General features: G+C 65.1%; 22 protein-coding genes and 1 pseudogene. 14 read left to right on the top strand and 9 right to left on the bottom strand.

The window, feature by feature from the left end:
• Positions 1 to 44 precede the first annotated feature (44 nt).
• On the bottom strand, positions 45 to 2,342 hold the full coding sequence (gene metE / locus BVH01_RS23555; protein WP_075932656.1) for a 5-methyltetrahydropteroyltriglutamate--homocysteine S-methyltransferase: 2,298 nt from the start codon (positions 2,340 to 2,342) through the stop codon (positions 45 to 47).
• Positions 2,343 to 2,533: 191 nt separating this feature from the next.
• On the opposite strand from metE, the gene BVH01_RS23550 reads away from it, so the two are divergent.
• The 4 genes from BVH01_RS23550 to BVH01_RS23535 are packed head-to-tail and all read left to right on the top strand — an operon-like array spanning position 2,534 to position 6,292.
• Positions 2,534 to 3,349, top strand: a complete 816-nt coding sequence (locus BVH01_RS23550; RefSeq protein ID WP_075932655.1) for an AraC family transcriptional regulator — start codon at positions 2,534 to 2,536, stop codon at positions 3,347 to 3,349.
• Between the two features lie 45 nt (positions 3,350 to 3,394).
• Positions 3,395 to 4,801: an FAD-binding oxidoreductase gene (locus BVH01_RS23545; protein WP_075932654.1), complete on the top strand. Its 1,407-nt coding sequence runs from the start codon at positions 3,395 to 3,397 to the stop codon at positions 4,799 to 4,801.
• Between the two features lie 30 nt (positions 4,802 to 4,831).
• Positions 4,832 to 5,173: a cupin domain-containing protein gene (locus BVH01_RS23540; RefSeq protein ID WP_075932653.1), complete on the top strand. Its 342-nt coding sequence runs from the start codon at positions 4,832 to 4,834 to the stop codon at positions 5,171 to 5,173.
• Between the two features lie 42 nt (positions 5,174 to 5,215).
• On the top strand, positions 5,216 to 6,292 hold the full coding sequence (locus tag BVH01_RS23535) for a polyamine ABC transporter substrate-binding protein (protein WP_075932652.1): 1,077 nt from the start codon (positions 5,216 to 5,218) through the stop codon (positions 6,290 to 6,292).
• Between the two features lie 45 nt (positions 6,293 to 6,337).
• Here BVH01_RS23535 and BVH01_RS23530 read toward each other — a convergent pair whose 3' ends face one another.
• The 7 genes from BVH01_RS23530 to BVH01_RS23500 all read right to left on the bottom strand — a co-directional run bounded on the left by BVH01_RS23530 (position 6,338) and on the right by BVH01_RS23500 (position 13,227).
• Complete coding sequence (locus tag BVH01_RS23530; RefSeq protein ID WP_075932651.1) at positions 6,338 to 6,721, bottom strand: cupin domain-containing protein; 384 nt, start codon at positions 6,719 to 6,721, stop codon at positions 6,338 to 6,340.
• 49 nt (positions 6,722 to 6,770) lie between these two features.
• Positions 6,771 to 7,595, bottom strand: coding sequence for an AraC family transcriptional regulator (locus BVH01_RS23525; RefSeq protein ID WP_075932650.1), 825 nt, complete (start codon positions 7,593 to 7,595; stop codon positions 6,771 to 6,773).
• Positions 7,596 to 7,708: 113 nt separating this feature from the next.
• A complete protein-coding gene (locus BVH01_RS23520) occupies positions 7,709 to 8,635 on the bottom strand; it encodes a cation diffusion facilitator family transporter (RefSeq protein ID WP_075932713.1) in 927 nt (308 codons plus the stop codon).
• Between the two features lie 87 nt (positions 8,636 to 8,722).
• Complete coding sequence (locus BVH01_RS23515) at positions 8,723 to 9,895, bottom strand: MFS transporter (RefSeq protein ID WP_075932649.1); 1,173 nt, start codon at positions 9,893 to 9,895, stop codon at positions 8,723 to 8,725.
• 77 nt (positions 9,896 to 9,972) lie between these two features.
• Positions 9,973 to 10,461 carry a DUF3237 domain-containing protein gene (locus tag BVH01_RS23510; protein ID WP_075932648.1) on the bottom strand — a complete coding sequence of 163 codons (489 nt, stop codon included), beginning with the start codon at positions 10,459 to 10,461 and terminating at the stop codon, positions 9,973 to 9,975.
• A 40-nt stretch (positions 10,462 to 10,501) separates the two neighbouring features.
• Complete coding sequence (locus BVH01_RS23505) at positions 10,502 to 11,836, bottom strand: alginate export family protein (protein WP_075932647.1); 1,335 nt, start codon at positions 11,834 to 11,836, stop codon at positions 10,502 to 10,504.
• 128 nt (positions 11,837 to 11,964) lie between these two features.
• Positions 11,965 to 13,227, bottom strand: coding sequence for a serine hydrolase (locus BVH01_RS23500; RefSeq protein ID WP_075932646.1), 1,263 nt, complete (start codon positions 13,225 to 13,227; stop codon positions 11,965 to 11,967).
• Between the two features lie 143 nt (positions 13,228 to 13,370).
• On the opposite strand from BVH01_RS23500, the gene BVH01_RS23495 reads away from it, so the two are divergent.
• The 10 genes from BVH01_RS23495 (at position 13,371) to BVH01_RS23450 (ending at position 22,923) form a co-directional block, all read left to right on the top strand.
• Positions 13,371 to 13,988, top strand: a complete 618-nt coding sequence (locus BVH01_RS23495) for a TetR/AcrR family transcriptional regulator (protein ID WP_075932645.1) — start codon at positions 13,371 to 13,373, stop codon at positions 13,986 to 13,988.
• Positions 13,989 to 14,057: 69 nt separating this feature from the next.
• Entirely contained in the window at positions 14,058 to 14,732 is a 675-nt protein-coding gene (locus tag BVH01_RS23490; protein WP_075932644.1) for a thermostable hemolysin, read from the top strand.
• A complete protein-coding gene (locus tag BVH01_RS23485; RefSeq protein ID WP_075932643.1) occupies positions 14,722 to 16,200 on the top strand; it encodes an AMP-binding protein in 1,479 nt (492 codons plus the stop codon). The genes BVH01_RS23490 and BVH01_RS23485 overlap by 11 nt, the downstream gene beginning before the upstream one ends.
• Complete coding sequence (locus tag BVH01_RS23480) at positions 16,197 to 16,883, top strand: TenA family transcriptional regulator (RefSeq protein WP_075932642.1); 687 nt, start codon at positions 16,197 to 16,199, stop codon at positions 16,881 to 16,883. Before BVH01_RS23485 ends, BVH01_RS23480 begins: the two co-directional genes overlap by 4 nt.
• Complete coding sequence (locus tag BVH01_RS23475) at positions 16,870 to 17,673, top strand: SDR family oxidoreductase (RefSeq protein WP_075932641.1); 804 nt, start codon at positions 16,870 to 16,872, stop codon at positions 17,671 to 17,673. The genes BVH01_RS23480 and BVH01_RS23475 overlap by 14 nt, the downstream gene beginning before the upstream one ends.
• Positions 17,674 to 17,739: 66 nt before the next feature.
• Positions 17,740 to 18,327 (top strand): hypothetical protein, encoded by a 588-nt coding sequence (locus BVH01_RS25370; RefSeq protein ID WP_139317906.1) that lies wholly within the window; start codon positions 17,740 to 17,742, stop codon positions 18,325 to 18,327.
• Positions 18,328 to 18,353: 26 nt separating this feature from the next.
• Positions 18,354 to 19,010: a response regulator transcription factor gene (locus tag BVH01_RS23465; RefSeq protein ID WP_075932640.1), complete on the top strand. Its 657-nt coding sequence runs from the start codon at positions 18,354 to 18,356 to the stop codon at positions 19,008 to 19,010.
• A 1-nt stretch (position 19,011) separates the two neighbouring features.
• Positions 19,012 to 20,400, top strand: coding sequence for a sensor histidine kinase (locus tag BVH01_RS23460; protein WP_075932639.1), 1,389 nt, complete (start codon positions 19,012 to 19,014; stop codon positions 20,398 to 20,400).
• A gap of 32 nt (positions 20,401 to 20,432) precedes the next feature.
• Positions 20,433 to 20,993: a cytochrome b gene (locus BVH01_RS23455; RefSeq protein WP_075932638.1), complete on the top strand. Its 561-nt coding sequence runs from the start codon at positions 20,433 to 20,435 to the stop codon at positions 20,991 to 20,993.
• A 457-nt stretch (positions 20,994 to 21,450) separates the two neighbouring features.
• Positions 21,451 to 22,923 (top strand): inorganic phosphate transporter, encoded by a 1,473-nt coding sequence (locus BVH01_RS23450; RefSeq protein WP_075932637.1) that lies wholly within the window; start codon positions 21,451 to 21,453, stop codon positions 22,921 to 22,923.
• Between the two features lie 49 nt (positions 22,924 to 22,972).
• On the opposite strand, the pseudogene BVH01_RS23445 reads toward BVH01_RS23450, so the two are convergent.
• Positions 22,973 to 23,198 (bottom strand): annotated as a pseudogene (locus BVH01_RS23445) (hypothetical protein); the annotation flags it as partial.

Here is a 23,198-nt window from a genome sequence, read left to right as displayed (position 1 = left end):
ATACCCAGGGCAATCGCTCCCGGGTATCGCTGCGCTACCGGGTTTTACGCCAGTTCTCTGCGCAGCTGCCGCGCTGCCGCGACCATATTCACCAACGCCGCCTCGGTCTCCGGCCAGCCGCGGGTCTTCAAGCCGCAATCCGGGTTGACCCACAGGCGTTCGGCGGGAATGCGCTGCACGGCCTTGCGCATCAGCTTGACCATCTCGGCAGTGTCCGGCACCCGCGGCGAGTGAATGTCATAGACGCCCGGCCCGATGTCGTTGGGGTATTCGAAGGCCTCGAAGGCGTCCAGCAACTCCATGTCCGAGCGCGAGGTCTCGATGGTGATCACGTCGGCATCCATGGCGGCGATGGACTCGATCACGTCGTTGAACTCGCTGTAGCACATGTGGGTGTGGATCTGGGTTTCGTCGCGCACGCCGCTGGCGCACAGGCGAAACGCCTCGGTGGCCCAGCCCAGATACGCCTGCCAGTCCACCTGCCGCAGCGGCAGGCCTTCACGGAACGCGGCCTCGTCGATCTGGATGACCTTGATACCGGCCGCTTCCAGGTCCACCACCTCGTCACGCAGCGCCAGGGCCAGCTGGCGAGCCTGCACCTCGCGGCTGACGTCCTCGCGGGGAAACGACCACATCAGCATGGTCACCGGGCCGGTCAGCATGCCCTTCATCACCTTGCCGGTGAGGCTCTGGGCGTAGCGGATCCACTCCACGGTCATGGCTTTCGGGCGGCTCAGGTCGCCGTAGATGATCGCCGGCTTGACGCAGCGCGAGCCATAGCTCTGCACCCAGCCGAAGCGGGTGAACAGGTAGCCGTCGAGCTGCTCGGCGAAGTATTCGACCATGTCGTTGCGCTCGGCCTCGCCGTGCACCAGTACGTCCAGGCCCAAACGCTCCTGAATCTTCACCGCGTGGCGAATCTCGCTGTGCATCGCATCGGTGTAATCACCCAGCGACAGCTTGCCCTGCTTGAACGCCTGACGGGCCAGGCGAATCGCCGAGGTCTGCGGAAAGGAGCCGATGGTGGTGGTGGGGAATGGCGGCAGGGCCAGGCCAATGCGCTGCTTGGCGATACGCTGGGCGAAGGGCGAACGGCGCTGGCTGTCGCCCGCTTTCACGGCGGCGAGACGGGCCTGCACCTGGGGTTTGTGAATGCGCGGCGACGCCGCCCGGCTGGCCTGCACGGCGCGGCTTTCGGCCAGCGCCTTGCGTACCTCGGGGGCATCGGGCTGGTTGACGGCCAGGGCCAGCACCGCCACTTCGGCACACTTCTGGGTGGCGAAGGCCAGCCAGCTTTTCAGTTCCGTATCCAGGCCTTCTTCACGGGCCAGGTCGACCGGGCTGTGCAGCAGCGAGCAGGACGGCGCGATCCACAGGCGTTCGCCAAGCCGGCTGTGGGCATGGCCGATCACCGCCAGGGCCTTCTCCAGATCGCAGCGCCATACGTTGCGGCCATTGACCACGCCAAGGGACAGCACCTTGTAGGCTGGCAGGCGGTCGAGAATGGTCGGGTACTGCTCTGGCGCGCGCACCAGGTCGATGTGCAGGCCGTCCACCGGCAGGTTGGCGGCCAGGCCGAGGTTGTCCTCCAGGCCGCCGAAGTAGGTGGCGATCAGCTTTTTCAGCGGCTCCCGCTGCAGGCTGTTGTAGGCGCGCTCGAAGGCGTTCTTCCAGTCCTGCGGCAAATCGAGCACCAGGATCGGCTCGTCGATCTGCACCCACTCCACGCCCTGCTCGGCAAGGCGCTGGAAGATCTGCCCGTAGAGCGGCAGCAGGCGTTCGAGCAACTCCAGCTTGTCGAAGCCCTGGGCGTCGCCCTTGAGTTTGCCCAGCCACAGGTAGGTGAGCGGGCCGATCACCACCGGCTTGACGCAATGGCCGAGGGCCTGGGCTTCGGCCACTTCCTCGAACAACTGCTCCCAACTGAGGGCGAACTGCTGGTCGGCGGTGAATTCGGGCACCAGGTAGTGGTAGTTGGTATCGAACCACTTGGTCATCTCTTGCGCATGGGCACCGCCGCAGCAGGCGTCGCCACTGACGCCACGGGCCATGGCGAACAGCGTCTCCAGGGTCGGCTTGCCGCTGGCCGGGCGGAAGCGCTCGGGAATCACGCCGAAGGTCAGCGAGTGCGCCAGCACCCCGTCATACCAGGCGAAATCGCCGACCGGCAGCAGCTCGATGCCGGCGTCCTTCTGCACCTGCCAGTGGCGAGCACGCAGCTCGCGGCCTACGGCGCGCAGGCCGGCTTCATCCAGCTCTCCTTTCCAGAACGCCTCTTGAGCTTTCTTCAGTTCACGGTCACGTCCGATTCGGGGGAATCCGAGGCTATGGGCCAGGGCCATGGCGATCTCTCCAATGCATAAATGATGGTGTGCATTGTCGAGACTCTTTTAAGTTGAAACAAACTCAACGCACTAACGTTAAAAACAAGTTTCCCTCATGTTGAAAACGTCGGCTCAGGAGTTCCGCTCCCTGGCTTGAGGTGGCTGGTGCATTCGGGCAAGCTGGCCGCAGCCTTCTGGACAGAAATGGCATGCCTGAACTTCCCGACGACCCCGCCCAGACCGAGCGCACCCGCGAAACCGTGCTGCGCTATCACTACAGCTGGAAGTACCGCGACCTGGACGCAGTAATGGCGCTCTATCACCCCGAGATCGAGTACCACGACTTCTTCCTCAACCGCAGCATGGGCCTGGCCGAGCTGCGCGACTACGTGCTCGGCACCATGCCGCGCCAACCGGACGAAGCACTGGAACATACCGACCGCATCCGCATCGACGGCCATACCGCGTTCATCCAGTACCGCTACACGCTACATGGCGGCGAGGGGCTGGTATCGTTTCGCACCGCCGAGGCCATCACCGTGCGCGACGGGCTGATCTGGCGGGTCAACGAATATGCTTCGCTGGTGCACGAAGGCCCCGATGCGCGTGCGCCGATCCAGAGCAGTGCGGCAATCAGCAAGCTGGGCCTGTCGACCCGCCAGCTGGGCTTCATGGCCCAGGACCTGCAGGATTACTTTCAGCGCCGCCAGCCTTTTCTCGACCCGGCCCTGAGCCTGCAGCAGGTGGCCAGTGCCACCGGCTACAGCCGCAACCAGATTTCCTACCTGCTCAACCAGGTGCTCGGCCAGAGCTTCTACCGCTACGTCAACCAGGCGCGCCTGCAGCATCTGCTCGATCGCCTGCAGGCCGGCAACGACCTGCGGCGCATGGACGAGTTGGTCTTCGAAGCCGGCTTCAACTCCCTGACCGCCTTCTACAGCACCTTCCGCCGCCATACCGGGATGACGCCCAAGGCCTACCTGAAGGAGCTTTACGCGCGGGCACGCACGCAAGACAACACCTGAGCCGGCCACTAGTCTTGCCCCATACATCTTGTGTGGAAGCGGTGCATGAACGACTGGCGCAACATCAGCCTGTGGATGGATCAACTCGATGAGCCACTGACGCCGCGCCCGTCGCTGTCCGGCGATCTGCAGGTCGACGTGGCCATCATCGGCGCGGGTTACACCGGCCTGTGGACGGCCTACTATCTCAAGCGCCAAGCGCCCAATCTGCGCATCGCCATCCTCGAGGCGAAGATCGCCGGTTTCGGCGCTTCCGGTCGCAACGGCGGCTGGCTGATGGGCAACCTGCTTGGTGAGGATCGTCTGCTCGCCGGCCTCACCCCGCAGGCACGACGGGAATCCTACGACCTGCTGCACGGCATTCCCGACGAGGTCGGCCAGGTGCTGGAGCGCGAAGGCATCGACTGCGATTACCGCAAGGGTGGCGTGCTGTACTGCGCGGCCCGCTACCCGGAGCAGGAGCTGCGCCTGCGCGAGTACCTGCGCGGCTACCGCGATGAGGGGCTGAACGAGGACGATTACCGCTGGCTGCCCGCCGAGGAGTTGGCCCAACAACTGCGCATTCCCGGTGCCTACGGGGCCATCCACACACCCCATTGCGCGACCATCCAGCCGGCCCGCCTGGTCCGTGGTCTGGCGCGCTGCGTCGAGGCCATGGGCGTGAGCATCTATGAAGGCACCCCAGCCCTGAGCTGGCAGGCCGGCAGCGTGCGCTGCGAGGCTGGTGAGGTGCGCGCCGACTGGGTGGTGCCGGCCGTCGAAGGCTACTCACCCAAGCTGCCGCCGCTGGGTCGCTATCAGATTCCGGTGCAGAGCCTGATCGTCGCCACCGAACCGCTCCCGGCCTCGACCTGGGCGGAAATCGGCCTGGAGCGCGGCCAGGCGTTCAGCGAAGCCAGCCGCCAGGTTACCTATGGCCAGCGCAGCCGCGACGACCGACTGATCTTCGGCGCCCGCGGTGGCTATCGCTTCGGTAGCCGCCTGCGCAGCGACTTCAACCTCAACGACGAGGAACGCGGCCTGCGCCGCTACCTGTTCAGCGAACTCTTCCCGCAGTTGCGCAGCGTGCGCATCACCCACGCCTGGGGCGGCAACCTGGGTATGGCGCGGCGTTTCCACCCGCACATGCTCTGCGACCGCAGCGCCGGTATCGCCCTGTCCGGCGGTTATGGCGGCGAAGGCGTGGGCGCCAGCAACCTCGGAGGGCGCACCCTCGCCGACCTGATTCTCGGCCACCGCACCCTGCTTACCCGCCAGCCCTGGGTGCGCCACGACACCCGCGTGCAGGACCTGCCGCGCTGGGAGCCGGAGCCCTGCCGCTGGCTGGGTTACAACGCGATCATCCGCAGCTTCGTGCGCGAAGACAAATTGCTAGCCGACCCAGCCAGCCGGCCTTGGCAACGCAGCATGGCGCAGCGTGTGGCCAGTCTGATGGAAGGATTCATGAAGTAGACGCCCCTCCCCAACCCAAGGTTGCAAGCCATGACCATCACTCACTTCCGCGACACCGCAAGCGTCGCACTCGATGAACACAACCCGGTCGCCGTGCCGCTCAGCGAACCCGCCGCCGTCACCTCGGTGACCTGCGTGGAGCGCGACGATGGTGTGGAAACCGGCATCTGGGAATGCACCCCCGGCCGCTGGCGCCGGCAGATCGTGCAGCAGGAGTTCTGCCACTTCATCGCCGGGCGCTGCACCTTCATCCCCGATGTGGGCGATCCCATCGAAATCAAAGCTGGCGACGCCCTCATGTTGCCGGCCAACACCACTGGCGTGTGGGACATACAAGAAACGCTGCGCAAAACCTATGTACTGATTTTCTGACTGCTGCCTCCAAAACATCGACAACAATCGTTGAGGTCTCCCATGCTGAAAACGCTCATCCCGCTAATGCTCGTCGCCTCGGTCAGCCAGGCAGCGCAGGACGTACGCATCTACAACTGGACCGACTACATCGCCCCCGACACCCTGAAGAGCTTCCAACAGGCCAGCGGTGTCACGCCCCACTACGACGTCTACGACAGCAACGAAACCCTCGACGCGAAGCTGATGGCCGGGCGCTCCGGTTACGATGTGGTGTTTCCCTCCAACCACTTCATGGCCCGGCAGATTCAGGGTGGCGCGCTCAAGGAGCTGGACAAGAGCCAGCTGCCCAACTGGAAGAACCTCAACCCGACGCTGCTCAAGGCCCTGGAAGGCAACGACCCGGGCAACAAGCACGGCTTCCCCTACCTGTGGGGCAGTACCGGCATCGGCTACAACGTCGAAAAGGTCAAGGCCGTGCTCGGAAGCGACGTGCCGTTGGATTCCTGGGACTTGATCTTCAAGCCCGAGCTGATGGCCAAGCTGAGCAAATGCGGCGTGGCGATTCTCGACAACGGCCCGGAAATGCTGCCCATCGCCCTGCACTACCTGGGCCTGCCGCACCACAGCCAGAAGGCAGAGGATTACAAGAAGGCCGAAGCGCTGCTGATGGAGATGCGCAAAAACGTCGCCTATTTCCACTCGTCCAAATACGTGGGCGAGCTGGCCAACGGCGACGTGTGCATGGCGGTCGGTTTCTCCGGCGATATCATGCAGGCCAGCGCCCGTGCCAAGGAGGCCGGCAACGGCGTGAACATCGCCTACGTGATCCCCAAGGAAGGCGCGCCGATGTGGTTCGACATGGTCTCCATGCCAAAGGACGCGCCCAACGAAAAGGCCGCCTACGCCTTCATGAACTACCTGCTCGAGCCAAAGGTAATTGCCGGCATCAGCGATTACGTGCATTACGCCAATGGCAACAGCCAGGCCGACGCGCTGGTCGACCCGGCGCTCAAGGCCGACACCACCGTCTACCCACCCGATGACGTCATGGAAAAGCTCTACGCCTTGGAGGCCATGCCGCTAAACATCGACCGCATCCGCACACGGATCTGGACCAAGGTGAAAAGCGGCACCTGACACGCGTGCCAAGGGTTGGCGCTCGCAGGAGCGCCAACCCGGCCGTCAGATCCACAGATCATTGATCGCCGTACGTTCCCCACCCTCCGCCCCGGTGTTCAGCACGCCGCGCGGCTCGATCAGCAGCAACTTCACCTCATCCTCGGCATAGGGTTTGTGCTCCACGCCCCTGGGCACCACGTACAGCTCGCCGCTGCCCAGGGTTACCGAACCGTCGCGAAAATCCAGGCGCAACTGGCCGTCGAGCACCAGAAAAGCTTCGTCGGTCTCGGCGTGGGCGTGCCAGATGAAATCGCCCTGCAGGCGCGCAACCTTGAACTGGTAGTCGTTCATTTCCGCGACCACCCGCGGCGACCATTGCTCGGCGATCAGGTCGAACTTGCGGATCAGGTTGATGGATTGTTTGGCAGACGAAACTGGCGGGTTCATGGAGCGTTCCTCGGTTGGTTTTCACCACTCTAGCGAGGCGCCCCAGGCGCTATCTTGTACGATCCTGCAACTTCTGCATGGCCAGCCAGCGCGCCGGGGCCAAGCCGAAGCTGGCCACGAAATGCCGGGTCATGTGGCTCTGGTCGAAGAACCCGGCAATCAGCGCCGCATCGGCCAGGCCGACACCCGACAGGGCCAGTTCACGGCAGCGCGCCAGGCGGCGCATGGTCACGTAGCGATAGGGGCTGGTACCGAACAGGGCACGAAAATCCCGCGACAGGCTCCAGCGATCCCGCCCGCTGACGCGCTCCAGCTCGTCCAGGGTCACGCTCGCGCCGTTGCGGCTGTGGATGTAATCGCGCGCCCGCTGCGTGGCGGGGTAATCGAAGGCGCGGCGGCCACGGGGCTTGCCGGCAACCGCCTGCAGGGCATGGGCCAGGTCGTAGATCGCGTCGTCTTCCTGCAAGGATTCCAGCGGGTCGTCCATTGTCTGCAGGAAGCGCTGCGTCGCCCGGCGCAGGCGTACGTCATCGCTCAAACCACCCTGAATGAACGGCAGCGGCTGGCCGCCCAATACCTGCTGGATCAGCACGGGGTCGATGTACAGCATGCGGTAATGAAAGCCGGCGTCGGTGCCGGCCATGCCGTCGTGGAGCTCATCCGGGTGCAGCACCAAAGTGCCGCCGGGCAGGCTGTGACGCATGGCGCGCCGGTAACGAAAACTCTGCACACCGGACAGCGTGCAACCGATGGCGTAAGCGTCATGGCGATGAGGGTCGTACCCATGGCCGCTGAAATACGCCTCGATGCGCTCCACCCGCCCCTGATCAGGGCTGCGCAGCAACCAATCGCTGCGGCCTGTCGATTTGCCCATGTCGCCGTTCTCCGTGCCGCTGCCAGGCAGGCGATACGGTAAACCGTCGGGCGCTAAAAAGCTCGTGGCTCGATAACCCGGGCGACGTCAAGGCATCCGTTGCGCCGCCCTCCTCAGCGCGACCACTGCGGGTCCGTGGTGAAGGCGATGGTCAGCCAGCGGTTGGGGCCTTCGTCGCCGATGGCCTGGCCGATGACGTCGCGCACGGCGTCCCATTCGTCGAGGGTTTGCGCCGGCCAGTCGACCGGCACGATGAAGTACAACTCGATCTGCCGGGCGCGGCCAATCCGCGCGACATAAGCCTGGTAGCTGATGAAGCCGTACTGCTCGACGATGTCCTGGGCCACGGCGTCGACATGCTGTTTGAGATCCGGCGGGGTGGCCAGCAGGATGTCCGACAGCGCCTGGCGTATGGTCGCCAGCGGCATCGGCAGGATCACCAGGCAGATCAGCGCCAGCACCGCCGGGTCAATGTAAGGGCCGAGCCAGGCGTAGCGCGTCTGCTCGGTCAGGTAGCCGACGGCGAAGGCGATCAGAAGGGCCAGGGAAATGCACCCGGACATCACCCAGCCTTTGGCATCCAGGGCGAGAAAATCCGAACGGATGCGCCGGTTGGCGCGAAATTCGTAGCTGGCGAATGCGAAGCAGATCAGTGTGGCGGCCCCGGCATACAGCGAGGCCAGGCCGAACTCCAGCGGCGTGCCGCCGGACAGCAGGTTGGCCACGGCGTTGATCAGCGCGTAGGCCGCCACCCCGCACAAGAGCGTGCCGTTGAGCGCCAGTACCATGGGCTCCAGGTGCCAGAAGCCCATGTTGAAACGCTCGGCCAGGCGGCGGCTGGCCTCGTTTTGCGTGGTGTGCCGGAGAATCAGGGTGGAGACCACCAGAGCCAGGCCGCTCATGCTGGCGTCGGCCAGGGAGTAGACGCCATCGAAAACGATGGAGAACGATCCGGATGCCAGGCCGATGACGATTCCCAAGCCGCCCACCAGCAGGGTCATGGCGATCGAGCCGCGCAAGATGCCCTGTTCCGTTTTCATCGCCATCTGCACGCTCCCTTTTCGGAAAAAACCGTAAGGATACCGGTCCCGTTCAGCCGCTGCTGGCAGGCTTGTTTAGCGCCTGTTTCAGGCCGAGGAGTTCAGCGGTTTACCGTGCAGGCTGCGCCGCCCGAAGATCAGCATGATGACCACCAGCACGCAGCCGATCAGGATCGCCCCCGCGGACAGCACGAAGATGCTGTGCCGGTCATTACCCTCGATGAACAGGCTCAGCAGGGTCGGCGCCGCGGCGGCCGATGCCACCTGCACCACGCCGACCAGCTTGGTCAGGCGGCCGGCCGGGTCGTGGGTCACCACAGAGGACATGTAGTAGGACAGCGCCAGGTTCCAGCCGAAGTTCATCAGAAACACCGCGATCATCAGATCGGACGCCGTATGGATGCGCGTGGCCAGCATATAGATGGCGCCCAGCACGGCCAGCGAACCAGTGAGGATCATTGGCACGCGGCCCAGGTGCCGCCCTGCCACACTGGGCAGCGCCGCGCCAGGCAAGCCGCCGAGCAAGCCGATGCTGATCGCCCAGCCGATGTCCACCGGCGCGACGCCCGCCTCGCTGGCGATGCCCTCGACGAAGCCCCACAGCGAGTAGATCGACAGTTGCAGGAACAGCATGCCGAGCAAGGAGCAGACTCCGATCAGGGGCAGTCCGGACAGCAGCGGCTCGCTGGATACCTGGCGATCCTCCAAACGCTGCCTGACCGGCAGGCAGAAGCACACCAGGCAGACCAACAGGAACCAGGCGGCCAGGTAGTAAATCGCCCCCGCGAAGCCCTTCCACTCGGCGATCATCGGCAGAATCACCGCGCTGCTGGCGAACAGGCCGGTCTGCACGAACAGCAGGATGCCGAAGGAGCGATCCGGCCCGTTCATGCGGCCCAGGCAATAGATGGCGTAGGAATACAGGATGCCCGAGCAAATGCCCGAGATGCAGCGCAGCACCAGCAGCGTGTCGAGCCCGCTGATACCGGCAGTGGCGGCGTTGGCGACCAGCAGCAGGAGCGCCGTGCTCAGGGCGATGGTGCGTGGGCCGAGAAAGCGCAGCATCGGCACGTACAACAGTGTGCCGACGATGGAGCCGCACATCTCGGCGGACATGGTCCAGCTCTGCTGGGTCAGCGTCAGTGCCAGGCGCTCGGTCAGCAGGCCGATGAAGATCGGCTGCACGCCGATGACGAGAATCGAGGCCGCGGCAATGAAGATGCACGCGGCACGCACTACGGTTTGATTAGCGATGTTCATGGTCGTTACCCGCCGGCTCGGCCACGGGGTGGCCTGCCGCTTCAGTGAAATTCATCAATGCCGATAAGGAAAGCTGGTCAGGTGAGCCGATAGCAGTGAATGGCGACCTGCTCCGCAGTGGGGTAGATCACCTTGCCGATCATCACGCTGCGGGTCAGCCAGTCGAGCCGTCCGCTCGCCACCTGAAAACGCGGTGAGCAACTGCATCGGTACTCCTGCTCGGGAATGGGCCAGATGCCCTGCGCTTCCAGCTCGCGGCCCTTGTCGCTGAGCACGATCAGGCCGGTGTTGTGGATGTTGATCCACTCACCGCGGTCGCTCAGCAGGCTGTATCGAGCATCCAGCTCACCCACGCCGTCGCTGCGCTGAAGATAGAAATCGGCGCCGCCGGCGATCACCTCGCCGCGCACCTCCAGGCCTTCGAAATGGCCACCGCGTATCCGGTAGTTGCTGCGTTGGCCATCCGGGCAGGTGCCCAATCCATCGCCCGGGGCGATCGCCACATGGATACTCATCACCCATTCCAGGGTCGGCACGCCGAGCCCGGTTTGCGCTGTCGTCGTCATCACGCACTCCTGCGCCCCGAGGGGCGTCTGTGGCTCGGTTTCAGTAGCGGTAGGTGAAATACAGTTCAAGGGCGCTGAATTGATCGTCGTCGCCAAACGCCTGCCTGGCCGCCGACTTGGCCTGCACCCAGTTGTACGAGAGCGAGCTGTAGAAACGCTCGTTGGGCGTCCAGTCGAGATACACCACGGTCTCGTCGGCGAAGCGGCGGTCGTCCACCGCGGCGCCGCGGAAGTTCTTTTCGTCGAGCCAGAACTGATAGTGGATGGCGCCCAGTGTGAGGGTATCGGTGAGGCGGTTCTTGATGGAGAACTGCTGAACCCGCTCGTTGCTGTTGAACAACAGGTAGTTGCCCACCACGTCACCGACCAGCCAGGTGCTCCAGTCCACGAAGCCCTTGCTGAGCGGGTCCCAGGCTTTCTGGGTGTTGTCGCCCAGGTCGTCGTCACCGGAGAACACCGCATAGCGATAGCCGAGCGTGGGGGTGAAGGGTAGCGCCTGGAACTGGTAGTCGGCCTGGGCGTACCAGGCCTTGGCGTCGTACTTGAGGGAGCCGTCGCCGCCGCGCTGCACGGCGTACTCGCCATTGAGGGTCAGGTTCGGCACGCCCGGCAGGTGGCCGCTCAAGGCGCGCAGGTTGAAGACCTGCATGCCGTCGCGGCGCACGGCGTTGCTGCGTGTGCTGGCCAGGGTGTCGACTTCCATGGCCATGGCGCCGAGCGTCACCTGGCCGTCGAGGTCGTAGTCCAGGTTGGCGCCGTTCATGCGGTAGTCGCCATAGTGGTCGTCGGTGCGCAGGGTGAACGCTTGCGCCTGCACCGGGCCATGGCTCCAGGCCAGGATGGCCGAGTCCTTGAAGGCGGTGCGCGGGCCGAGCCAGTAGGCGCCGTCGTCGAGCAGATCGAGGTTGCCGTCCATGACGATGAAGCCGCTGCCGATGATGTAGTTCTGCCGGCCAGCGGTGAACCTCCAGTCGCCCGCTCGCACGCCGGCGTAGAGTTCTTCGGTGGTCACCCGACCATCGGAGCTGCGCGAAGTGCCGCCGGCGTCACCGTCGCCAAAGGTGGTGGCGCCGACCACCGAGCCGCCGGCGAGCAGGCTGACGGTGTCGCTGAGCGAGTAGTCGAGGGTGATACCAGGCTTGAAGTAGAACTCCTGCCAGCCGATCTTGGTGCCGTCGTTTTCGCCGTTACGGGCGTCGATACGACCGGCACCGAAGTTGACGCCGCGGGTGGTGACGGAGGCGCCACCAACCGTCAGGTTGAGTTCGCCTTTGAGGTTATCGTGCTCGAACTGATAGCCCGCCAGGGCCGATTGGCTGGCCAGCGGAAAGCCGAGTGCGAGCAACACGCAGGGAAAGCGCTTGGACGTGTACATATGAAGCTCCTGTGTATTTTTCTTGTATTACAGGGCAGTGAGCGGTGGCCGAAAGCGACCACCGAATACCTGACGCAGCAGGCAGGAGCACTGGCGAACCGGCGCTCTTGAATCTTGTAATGGTTGATTCAGCCGTGCAGATGGGCGGTGATCGCTCGCAGCATGCGCACGGTGTCGATATCCAGTTCGGTGACCGCTTCGGGCAGCGACGACTGCTTGACGATCACCACGTCCGAGGCGCAATCGACGAACAGGTACTGGCCATGGATGCCAGCGGCCATGATGGCTGGGCTGTGATCGTTGAAGACGTACCACTGGCTGCGGTAAGAAGCGCCCGGCGTCCACTCGGAGAAGTCCTTGTGCACGCCGTAGACTGCCGGATCGGCGCCGGCCGCGATCGCTTCGATCACCTGTTTATCGATGACCTGCCGACCGTCGACCATCCCGCCGTTGCCGAGCATCAGGCCGAAGCGTCCCATGTCGCGCAACGTGGCATTGAAGCCGGCACCGGCGACGCTGCGACCCCAGGGATCGGCCATGAAGTAGCCGTCGCGCTCGCAGCCTAGCTGTTGCCATACCGCCTGCAACTGCTCGGCGCAGGCCACACCGCTGGCGCGCTCCATCACCCAGGCCAGCACCTCGGTGGTGGCCGTGACGTAGTGGAACAGGCCGCCGTGCTCGCAGCGTTTGCGCAAGGAAGGCAGGTACTGATACAGCGACGCGTACTGGGCATATTCGGGCAGCGCCGGTTTGAAGCCACAGGCGTAACCGTATTGGGAGCTTTCCGAACTCGGGTCGTCGTAGATCTCGCTGTAGTGAACGCCTACCGCCATGTCGAATAGCTGGCGCACGGTGGCGTCGCCAAAGGCGCTGCCGGCCAGCTCCGGCACGTAGTGCTGGGTCTGGGCGTTGGCGTCAAGCAGGCCGTCGTGGATCAGTTGCTCACCGAGCACGCCGATCAGCGACTTGGTGACCGAGAACATGATGTGCCGGTCGCTGGCGACCTGACCGTTGAAGTAGTTCTCGTAGACCACACGCCCCCTGTGCAGCACCAGAAAGCTGTCGGTCTTGCTGGCCTTGAGGTGGTCTCGCACCTGCACGGTACGACCGCAGACACTTTCGAAACTCAGGCCTTCGACTTCCACCGGAGCGTGGGCCAGCACTGAGCTGGGCCGCGAGCCGGCGGCGACGTCGATGCTCGGGCGCAGACGCGCCAGATTGCGAAAGCCCCAACGGTTGAAGGGTGGCGACATCCAGTTGGCCCAGGTCACACGCTTTTCGGGCTCGGCAGGGAAACCCTGCATCAGTACGGGTTCTTGTTCTTGTCTGTCGTACATCTCGCTGACTTCCGTATGACGGGAAACCAGGGAGCGGTCGAGAATCTGGTTCATGTGACGGATCCTGGAAGTGGCCCTGCGTGAAGCAGGTACGAGCAAATAATTAATCCTATTAATTTCTTTAGTCAATAAAATATTTTCCCAAGAAAACCTGGCCAGCTATGATGGCCCCATCTCATAAATGCCCAGGAGCGACGGTGAGCGGATTACGCGAGCGCCAGAAGGAATTACGCCGCACGGCCATTTCGGCAGCGGCCGTGGCACTTTTTCAGCGACAGGGCTTCCGCGAGACCACGGTCGAGCAGATCGCCCGTGATGCAGGCGTCTCGGCGCCCACGGTGTTCAAGTATTTCGGCAGCAAGCACGAGATCATCCTGGAGATGATCAAGGAGTCCGATCGCCGCGCCCTGGTGGATGTACGCCAACGCATCCGCGAGTTCGACGACCCGGTCGATGCGCTTTGCCATCTGGAACACCTGCTGGTCAGCTATGCCCTCGAAGTGCTGCCCGCCGCACTCTGGCGCGAGCTGCTGCCGCTGGTGCTGGTCGGCGGCGACACGGGCCTGCCCGAGGCTTACCGGCAGACGAACCGCGGCCTGCAGGGCGAGATCGCCAATGTATTGCGCGAGTTGCAGGAGACCGGCAAGCTGCGCGCCGATCTGGATGTCGAACTGGCTGCCTTTCTGCTCAACGATTATTCCCACCTGCAACTGCTGCGTCTGACCGCCAACGACCGGATGGACCGCCAGGCCCACGCAGCCAACGTGCGCAACACCACACGCCTGATCTTCGAGGGCATGCGCGCGTCGCCGTGATGGCCTTCAGACTTCATTAAGGTTGCGCCTCGATAGTGTCTCCACCGCCTGGTCGCTGGAGCACCACCGATGATCGATACCGAATGGAACCTTGCCTTTCCCCTGCCTATCGGCCCCCACGCCGGGCGTGATCTGTCGCTGGCGCTGGTGCCGCAACAACACGCCGATCGTGAACCACTGGAGTGGTTCGTTCGCGAGTGCTTCGCCAACGTCCACCAGGCCGATATACGCCATTTCATGCCTACCCTGCTGGCCCTGCGCGACCCGCACGGCGCGTTCTGCGCTGCCGCCGGTGTGCGCACCGCCGACAGCGGCGCGCTGTTTCTCGAGCAATACCTGCAACAGCCGGTCGAGCGCGTGGTGTCCCGGCTCGCCGGCAGCACGGTGGAGCGCCGGCAGATCGTCGAGGTCGGCAACCTGGCGGCTCGCAGTGGCGGCAGCGCACGGCTGATCATCGTGGTGATGACCTGGCTGCTGGCCCACCGCAAACTCGACTGGGTGGTGTTCACCGGTGCCGCCTCGCTGATCAACAGTTTCCAGCGCCTGGGTCTCAACCCGCTGCTGCTCGGTGATGCCGATCCGCAGCGCCTGGGCAGCGAACAGCACAATTGGGGCCGCTACTACGCCGGGCGCCCGCAGGTGTTCGCCGGCAGCATCCGCGCCGGTCTGGCCCATCTGCAGGTCAGTGGCATGGCCGCGCGCCTGGGCCTGCCGGCCTCCCTGGAGCACAGCCATGCTGCCTGAGCTGAATGATTTCAAGGCGCTGTTGCTGCTACATGCTCATCGCCAACCATCGCGCCCGGCGCTGCGCGACGAGACCGAAAGCATCGACTACGGGCAACTGTGGAGCGAGATCGAAACACGCAAGGCGCTGCTGCTCGCCCAGCCCGGCAGAACCTTCGCACTGATCATGGACAACGGCCCGCAGATGCTGCTCTGGGACCTGGCCGCGCTATTCGCCGGCATTCCCTGCGTGACCCTGCCGCCGTTCTTCACCTGGGCGCAGACCGCCCATTGCCTGGAGCAAAGCGGCGTCGACTTGCTGCTGAGCGACGCGCCCCTGGCCGAACGACTGGGCGCAGCGGGCTTTCGCCAGGCCGGTGGTTTCTGGATGCGCGAGCCCTCGGCGGGCGAGCCGTTGCCGAGCGGCACCGCCAAGGTCACCTACACCTCGGGCACCACCGGCGCGCCCAAAGGCGTGTGCCTGAGCGCCGAAGCCCTGCTGCGCGTGGCCAGGGAGCTGCACGCCGCCAGCCGAACGGCCGCGCCACGTAATTACCTGGCGCTGCTGCCGCTGGCGGTACTGCTGGAAAACCTGGGTGTATACGCGGCCCTGCTGGCCGGCGCCAGCGTCACCCTGCTGCCCCAGCCGAGCCTGGGCATCGAAGGCGCCACGCGGGTCGACTGGCCGCGGCTGCTCGGCCAACTGGTGCGCCAGCAGGCGCAGAGCCTGATCCTGGTGCCGCAATTGTTGCTCGGCCTGATCACCGCCCTCGAACACGGCCAGCTGGATGCCGGGCAATTTCATTTCGTCGCCGTCGGCGGCGCGCGGGTCAGCGATGAGCTGCTCGAACGTGCCGCGCAGCTCAACCTGCCGGTGTACCAGGGTTACGGGCTGTCCGAATGCGCCTCGGTGGTGTGCCTCAACACCCCGGCGTACAACCGCCCTGGCAGCGTCGGTCGCCCCCTGCCCCACGTGCAGCTGCGCATCGCCGATGACGGTGAAGTGTGGGTGCGTGGCTCGGCGCTGCTGGGTTACCTGGGCGAGGCACCATTGGCCGGCGACTGGCTGGCCACCGGCGATATCGGCCTGCTCGACGCCGACGGTTATCTGTTTCTCAAGGGCCGCAAGAAACACCAGTTCACCACCAGCTTCGGCCGCAACGTCAACCCCGACTGGGTCGAGGCCGAACTCACCCAGCGCGGGGTGATCGCCCAGGCCTTCGTGCACGGCGAGGCCATGGATCACAACATCGCCCTGCTCTGGCCGGTCGACCCCGAGTGCAGCGACGAGGCCCTGAAGCACAGCGTTGCCTGGGCCAACATCGAGCTGCCCGACTACGCCCGGGTGCACCAGTGGCAACGCCTGGCCGAACCCTTCACCGCGGCCAACGGCCTGCTCACCAGCAACGGTCGCCTGCGCCGCGTGGCCATCCTGGCCCGCTATGCCCATCGCTTTTCAACCCCCGTTGCCCCCAAGGAGCAGCCATGAGTTTCTTCGACGAATTGCAACAAGCCACCGCCCGTGAACGCCAGGCGCTGTACGCCACGCCGGTGATCCGCGATGCGCTGGCCGGCCAGGTCAGCCTGGAGGCTTATCGCGCCTTCCTGACCCAGGCCTACTACCACGTGCGCCACACCGTGCCGCTGATGATGGCCTGTGGCGCGCGCCTGCCGGCACGGCTGGAATGGCTGCGTGGCGCAGTGTGCGAGTACATCGAGGAGGAATACGGCCACGAGCAGTGGATTCTCGATGACATCCGCGCCTGCGGCGGCGATGCCGACAGCGTGCGCGACGGCCAGCCGTCGTTGCCCATCGAGCTGATGGTGAGCTTTCTCTACGATCTGATCGCCCGCGGCAATCCGGTCGGTCTTTTCGGCATGGTCAACGTGCTCGAAGGTACCAGCATCGCCCTGGCCACCCAGGCTTCCGAAGCCATCCGCGAAGGCCTGCAACTGCCGCCCACCGCGTTCAGTTACCTGGCATCCCACGGTTCGCTGGATGTCGGCCACATGAATACCTACCGCGGCCTGATGGACCGTCTCGACGAGCCCGCCGACCAGCAGGCGGTGATTCACGCCAGCAAGGTGGTCTATCAGCTCTACGCCGACATGTTCCGCGGCCTGCCGCGCCTCGAGCCGGCCCAGCGAGAGACCCGCCATGCGGCTGTCTGACTGCCGGGTAGTGCTTACGGGCGCCAGCGGCGGCATCGGCCAGGCGCTGGCCGAACAGCTATGCGCCGAGGGCGCTCAGGTGATCGCCGTGACGCGCCAGCCCCAGGCACTCGAGGCCCTGCAGCGCCTCTACCCGCAACGCATCCATCGGGTGGAGGCCGACCTGCGTGATGCCGCCGGCCGCTACGCCGTGCTCGATGCGGCGCGGCGCCTGGGCGGCATCAACCTGCTGCTCAACGCCGCCGGAGTCAACCGCTTCGCCCTGTTCGAGCAGGTCGATGACCGGCAGATCGACGACCTTCTGGCCGTCAACCTGGTCGCCACCCTGCAGCTGACCCGCGCCCTGCTGCCGACCCTGCGCAAGCAGCCCCACGCGCTGATCGTCAACGTCGGCTCGACCTACGGCTCGATCGGCTACCCGGGCTACGCGGTGTACTGCGCCAGCAAGTTCGCCCTGCGCGGCTTCTCCGAAGCCCTGCGCCGCGAGCTGGCCGATACCGCAGTGGACGTGCTCTATGTAGCCCCGCGGGCGACCCGCACCAGCATGAACAGCAGCGCCGCCATGGCCCTCAACGAGGCCCTCAACAGCCGCGTCGACGAGCCCCAGCGCGTGGCGTGGCAGGTGACCGGCGCCATCGAGCGCAACCTCGCCGAGCTGTACCTGGGCTGGCCGGAAAAAATTCTGGTGCGCCTCAACGGCCTGTTGCCCGGCCTCGTCGACCGGGCGATCCGCAAGCAACTGCCGATCATCCATCGCATCATTCACTCCACCGAGATGCCACCCCGATGAAAAAGACCCTGGTTCACCTCGCCCTGGCCCTCGCCGCCCTGGGCATGCAAACCCGGCGCCTGGGCGCTGGACGCCGCCGGCACCCAGCAGCTGCAAGACATTCAGCAACGCTGGGCGCAGATTCAGTACGCCACCGCAGACGACCACAAGGTCGCCGAATTCGAGAAGCTGGCCGGGCAAGCCGAGGCCTTCACCCAGGCCCAGCCGAAAGCCGCCGAGGCGTGGATCTGGAAAGGCATCGTCACCAGCAGCTGGGCCGGAGCCCAGGGCGGCCTCGGTGCGCTGGGCAAGGCCAAGCAATCGCGCAGCGACCTGGAAAAGGCCCTGCAGCTCGACCCCGACGCCTTGCAGGGCTCGGCCTATACCAGCCTGGCGGCACTCTATGATCGGGTGCCGGGCTGGCCCATCGGCTTCGGCGATGCACAGAAGGCCGACGAGTTGCTCCGGCAGGCACTGCTGATCAACCCGGACGGCATCGACAGCCTGTATTTCTGGGGTGATCATCTGGCCCGCGAGGGCAAGTACGCCGACGCCAAGGCGGCGCTGCTCAAGGCCCGCCAGGCAGCGCCACGCCCCGGTCGCGAGCTCGCCGACAAGGGTCGCCAGCGCGAGATCGCTGCTTTACTGGAGCAAGTCGAGCACAAGCTCGACTGATCGCCACCACCTGACCGAGGACACCCATGCGACTGCTTCTGGTGGAGGACGACCTGCCGCTCGGCGAAGGCCTGCGCGCGGGCCTGCAAGCCGAGGGTTACACCGTCGACTGGCTGCACGACGGCGCCAGCGCGGTGCACGCCCTGCTCAGCGAAACCTTCGACCTGCTGGTACTCGACCTGGGCCTGCCGCGCCTGAGCGGCATCGGGGTGCTGCAACAGCTGCGCAAGAGCGGCTCGCACCTGCCGGTGCTGGTACTTACCGCGCGGGACGAAACCCGCGACCGCGTCGCCGGCCTGGATGCCGGTGCCGACGACTATCTGGCCAAGCCGTTCGACCTCAACGAACTCAAGGCGCGTATCCGTGCCCTGCTGCGCCGCAGCGCCGGTCGTGGGCGGGCGTTGATCGAACACGCCGGCATCACCCTCGACCCGACCAACCAGCAGGTGCATTACGCCGGCAACCCGGTGCCCCTGACGCCGAAGGAATACCTGCTGCTCCACGAACTGCTCGCCCATCCGGGCAAGGTGTTCACCCGCGAGCGCCTGGTGCAGCTGCTCTACGGCTGGGACGAAGAAGCGGAAAGCAACACCCTGGAAGTGCACATCTCCCACTTGCGCAAGAAACTGTTCAGCGAGCTGATCAGGACCGTGCGCGGCATCGGCTATCTGGTGGAGACCTGAGATGACTTCGTTGCGTCGCCGCACCCTGGTGCTGGTGCTGGGCCTGTTGCTGCTCGGCACCCTGACCATCAGCGGCTACAACTTTCATGACAGCCGCCACGAAATCGGCGAGATCTACGACGCCCAGTTGGCCCAGAGCGCCCGGCTGCTGCAGGGTGCCATCCAGGCGAAGCTGCCGGACGAGCAGCGCCAGGCGCTCTACCGCGCCTTCAACGCCGCATTGAGCCAGGCCGGCAGCCACCGCATCGGCCACCCCTACGAGGGCAAGATGGCCTTTCAGGTGTGGGACAAGGAGGGCCACAGTCTGATCCGTTCCTCCAGCGCGCCGAGCTTCGAGCGGCCGCCGATCACCCCCGGCTTCTCCGACCAGACCCTGTACGACGTCAACTGGCACGGCTTCCTGCTGCCCGATGACCGCCACGGCCTGCTGATCTGGGTGGGCGAGCGCGAGGACGTGCGCCAGGACCTGGTCAATCGCATCGTGCGCCACACGCTGATTCCCAACCTGATCGGCATCGTCGTGCTGTCGGCGCTGATCTGGCTGGCCATCGGCTGGGGCCTGCGGCCCTTGCAGAACATGGCGCAGATCATCCGCAAGCGTCATGGCGGCTCGCTGGAACCCTTGGAGCTCACCCCATTGCCCAGGGAGCTGGAACCGATGCAGGCAGCGCTCAATCGCCTGTTGTCGCAGATCGAGCAGTTGCTGCAACGCGAGCGACGCTTCATCGGCGACGCTGCCCACGAAATGCGCACACCTCTGGCGACCCTGCGCATCCATGCCCAGAACGCCCTGCAGGCCACGCAAGCCGAGCCACGCGACAAAGCCCTGAATCATCTGGTTGGCGGCGTCGATCGACTGACCCGGGTGGTCAACCAGCTGCTGACCCTGGCCAGGGTCGAGCCGCAGGTCGCTCGCCAGGCCTGGCAACCCGTCGACCTGGAAATCACCGTACGCGAGGCCCTGGTAGAGCTGACGCCCTGGATGCTCGGCAAGGGCCTGGAGCTGGCCCTGGAGGTGAAGCCCGGCCGCCACCTGATCCACGGCGATGCGCAACTGGTCGAAATCGCTCTGCAGAACCTGGTCACCAACGCCGCCAACTTCTCGCCCGCAGGCGCCGAGGTGGAGGTGGAGGTGAGGCTGGAGACCGACGAGCGACAGCAGGTCTGCCTCAGCGTGCGTGACCACGGGCCGGGCATCGACGAACAGAAGATCGAGCGCCTGTTCGAGCGCTTCTACAGCCGCGACAACCCTGGCGGCGCGGGCCTGGGCCTGTCCATCGTGGAGATGATCGCCAGCCACCTGGGCGGCAGTATCGCCCTGAGCAATCACCCGGACGGCGGCCTGCAGGCCACCCTGGTGCTGCCCTGTGCGCCCCACGACGAATCCTGATTTTTTTCCAATCGTAATCCCGAGAGGTCACCATGAGCAGTACCGGCACCCCCCATCGCGACGCCGCTCGGACGCCGCCCCGCTACAGCGCCGCCAGCCGCCGGCTGCACTGGCTGATGGCCGTCCTGGTGGTGCTGGCCTACATCCTGATCACCAGCCGCAGCTGGTTCGAAAGAGGCAGCGATCCGCGGCTATTCGTGGTGCAGGGCCACTTCTGGGTAGGCATCGCGGTATTCGCCCTGGTGTTGCCTCGCCTGCTGGCACGCTTCGCCAACCCGACACCGGCAATCGTGCCGCCGCTCGCCCCGCTGACCCACCTAGCCTCCAGGATCACCCACGTTGCTCTGTACGCCTTCCTGCTGCTGCAACCGGCGTTGGGCATGCTGGTGGTGTTTCTAGAACGCGGCGGTATTCCCCTCGGCGGGCTGATGCTGCCCTCACCCTTCGAGCTGAACCCGCACCTCGCCCACCGCATCGAGGACCTGCACATCACCGTCGGCACCGCGTTCTACTACGTGATCGCCCTGCATGTCGCCGCTGCGCTCTGGCACCACTTCGCGCGCCGCGACAACGTGCTCAAACGCATGATCTAGACGCAGCCCAGCCATCGGACGGCCGCCTGGAACACCCCGGCGCAGATCAAAAAATACGGATTCTTTATGCGCCACTAGTTGTGTCCGGAGCGTTTTTCGAGGTAAATCGCGTCCAGATATTTCAGGTGGCGTGATTCGCGCCTGGGCATGCAACGGAAAAAACTTTGGTCACGGGCAGATTCAGCCCGCCCCAGGCACCGTTCGGCCCTCGCAGACGCCACCCGCGAACCGACTGCACGCTGCCGGGCATTGCCTGGTGGCGTGCCTTGGCATTCCACGGGTAGAGAGCATCGCAGGCATGGCAAACCGCTTCAGCGCTCACCCTACGACCGCCGACCGCAACGCAGGCTGCCCGGCCCTTCACCAGGGCCGGCAGCTACCAGGCACCGCATCGATCAACAACACCACGCGCTGCCTGGAACAACCCACCTCTCTCACGAGCCAGACGTAACCTTCCATGTTCGAACTATTCAGCGGGCTTGATGCCTGGTTGGCGCTGAGCCTCGCACTCGCCCTGCTCTTCGTCCTCACCTTCGAATTCATCAACGGTTTCCACGACACGGCCAACGCCGTGGCCACGGTCATCTACACCAAGGCCATGCCGCCAAACCTGGCGGTGGTCATGTCCGGCATCTTCAACTTCCTCGGCGTGCTGCTGGGCGGCGTCGGCGTGGCCTATGCCATCGTTCACCTGCTGCCGGTGGAGCTGCTGATCAACGTCAACACCAGTCGCGGCCTGATCATGGTGTTCTCGCTGCTGGCTGCGGCCATCACCTGGAACCTGGGCACCTGGTATTTCGGCATCCCGGCGTCCAGCTCGCACACCCTGATCGGCTCGATCCTCGGCGTCGGCCTGGCCAACGCGCTGCTCACCGACATCCCGCTGGGTGACGGCGTGAACTGGCAGAAGGCGATCGATATCGGCCTGTCGCTGGTGTTCTCGCCGGTGGCCGGCTTCGTGGTCGCCGCCCTGCTGTTCCTGGCGCTCAAGTACTGGATGCCGACGCCCAAGGTGCACAGCACGCCGGTGGTGCGCAAGGAAACCAAGGGCAAGAACAAGCCGCCGTTCTGGAACCGCCTGGTGCTGATCGTTTCGGCCATGGCGGTGAGCTTCGTGCATGGCTCCAACGACGGCCAGAAAGGCATCGGGCTGATCATGCTGGTGCTGATCGGTATCGTGCCGGCCAAGTTCGTGCTGGACCTGAACAGCACCACCTACCAGATTTCCCGTACCCGCGATGCGGCCGTGCACCTGGGCGAATTCTACCAGCGCAACGCGCCGACCCTCAGCGAATACCTGGCCCTGGGCCAGGCTGCCAATACCGAGCTGCCCAAGCAGTTCCGTTGCGATCCCAAGCTCACCGAGCCGACCATCAACGGCCTGCTGCGCACCCTCGATGGCGTCAACGACTACCGCGACCTCAGCGAAGAAGCGCGCATCGACATCCGTCGCTACCTGCTGTGCCTCGACGACTCGGCCAAGAAGGTCGGCAAGCTGCCGGACCTGCCGGCGCGCGAGAAAGCCGACCTCGACAAGCTGCGCAAGGACCTGACCGCCACCACCGAGTACGCGCCCTTCTGGGTGATCCTCGCCGTGGCCCTGGCCCTGGGCATCGGCACCATGGTCGGCTGGAAGCGCGTAGTAAAAACCGTCGGCGAGAAGATTGGTAAACAGGGCATGACCTACGCCCAGGGCATGAGCGCGCAGATCACCGCGGCCTGCGCCATCGGTCTGGCCAACGTCTACAGCCTGCCGGTGTCGACCACCCACGTGTTGTCCTCGGGCGTGGCCGGCACCATGGTCGCCAACCGCAGCGGCCTGCAGGGCAGCACCATCAGCAACATCCTGCTGGCCTGGGTGCTCACCCTGCCCACCTCCATGGCCCTGGCCGCCGGCCTGTTCTACGTCTCGACGCTGATCTTCGGCTGATCGAATAAACGAGGCCACCGTTCCGGATGCCTCGTCCTTTCACCAATCGTTACTTGCAGCCCCAGCGCATGCTCTGCGCGAGAATATGCGGGTGGCTGTCGATCGGTTCCCACTCATCCAGGAATTCGAAACCGTGCCGGCGGTAGAACTGCACGGCCCTGACGTTCTCCGGGGCGACTTCGAGAAACAGTGCATCGAGGGTCTGTTCCCGTTTCAGCGCGAGCCGCGTTGCCGCGAGAAATGGCCTCCGGTTAGGCGCAGGACGCAGGGAATGG

Source organism: Pseudomonas sp. PA1(2017), from assembly GCF_001945375.1.
GTDB lineage: Bacteria > Pseudomonadota > Gammaproteobacteria > Pseudomonadales > Pseudomonadaceae > Aquipseudomonas.
Note: the sequence above shows the minus strand (reverse complement) of the source record. Positions and strands in the feature narration are given on the sequence as shown.

Excerpts from the sequence above, each read along its gene's own strand:
- metE (WP_075932656.1), bottom strand. The coding sequence starts at position 2,342 with ATGGCCCTGGCCCATAGCCTCGGATTCCCCCGAATCGGACGTGACCGT.
- BVH01_RS23550 (WP_075932655.1), top strand. The coding sequence starts at position 2,534 with ATGCCTGAACTTCCCGACGACCCCGCCCAGACCGAGCGCACCCGCGAA.
- BVH01_RS23535 (WP_075932652.1), top strand. The coding sequence starts at position 5,216 with ATGCTGAAAACGCTCATCCCGCTAATGCTCGTCGCCTCGGTCAGCCAG.
- BVH01_RS23525 (WP_075932650.1), bottom strand. The coding sequence starts at position 7,595 with ATGGGCAAATCGACAGGCCGCAGCGATTGGTTGCTGCGCAGCCCTGAT.
- BVH01_RS23500 (WP_075932646.1), bottom strand. The coding sequence starts at position 13,227 with ATGAACCAGATTCTCGACCGCTCCCTGGTTTCCCGTCATACGGAAGTC.
- BVH01_RS23480 (WP_075932642.1), top strand. The coding sequence starts at position 16,197 with ATGAGTTTCTTCGACGAATTGCAACAAGCCACCGCCCGTGAACGCCAG.
- BVH01_RS23455 (WP_075932638.1), top strand. The coding sequence starts at position 20,433 with ATGAGCAGTACCGGCACCCCCCATCGCGACGCCGCTCGGACGCCGCCC.
- BVH01_RS23485 (WP_075932643.1), top strand. The coding sequence starts at position 14,722 with ATGCTGCCTGAGCTGAATGATTTCAAGGCGCTGTTGCTGCTACATGCT.
- BVH01_RS23505 (WP_075932647.1), bottom strand. The coding sequence starts at position 11,836 with ATGTACACGTCCAAGCGCTTTCCCTGCGTGTTGCTCGCACTCGGCTTT.
- BVH01_RS23475 (WP_075932641.1), top strand. The coding sequence starts at position 16,870 with ATGCGGCTGTCTGACTGCCGGGTAGTGCTTACGGGCGCCAGCGGCGGC.
- BVH01_RS23465 (WP_075932640.1), top strand. The coding sequence starts at position 18,354 with ATGCGACTGCTTCTGGTGGAGGACGACCTGCCGCTCGGCGAAGGCCTG.
- BVH01_RS23545 (WP_075932654.1), top strand. The coding sequence starts at position 3,395 with ATGAACGACTGGCGCAACATCAGCCTGTGGATGGATCAACTCGATGAG.
- BVH01_RS23450 (WP_075932637.1), top strand. The coding sequence starts at position 21,451 with ATGTTCGAACTATTCAGCGGGCTTGATGCCTGGTTGGCGCTGAGCCTC.
- BVH01_RS23515 (WP_075932649.1), bottom strand. The coding sequence starts at position 9,895 with ATGAACATCGCTAATCAAACCGTAGTGCGTGCCGCGTGCATCTTCATT.
- BVH01_RS23520 (WP_075932713.1), bottom strand. The coding sequence starts at position 8,635 with ATGAAAACGGAACAGGGCATCTTGCGCGGCTCGATCGCCATGACCCTG.
- BVH01_RS23510 (WP_075932648.1), bottom strand. The coding sequence starts at position 10,461 with ATGACGACGACAGCGCAAACCGGGCTCGGCGTGCCGACCCTGGAATGG.
- BVH01_RS23540 (WP_075932653.1), top strand. The coding sequence starts at position 4,832 with ATGACCATCACTCACTTCCGCGACACCGCAAGCGTCGCACTCGATGAA.
- BVH01_RS23490 (WP_075932644.1), top strand. The coding sequence starts at position 14,058 with ATGATCGATACCGAATGGAACCTTGCCTTTCCCCTGCCTATCGGCCCC.
- BVH01_RS23530 (WP_075932651.1), bottom strand. The coding sequence starts at position 6,721 with ATGAACCCGCCAGTTTCGTCTGCCAAACAATCCATCAACCTGATCCGC.
- BVH01_RS23460 (WP_075932639.1), top strand. The coding sequence starts at position 19,012 with ATGACTTCGTTGCGTCGCCGCACCCTGGTGCTGGTGCTGGGCCTGTTG.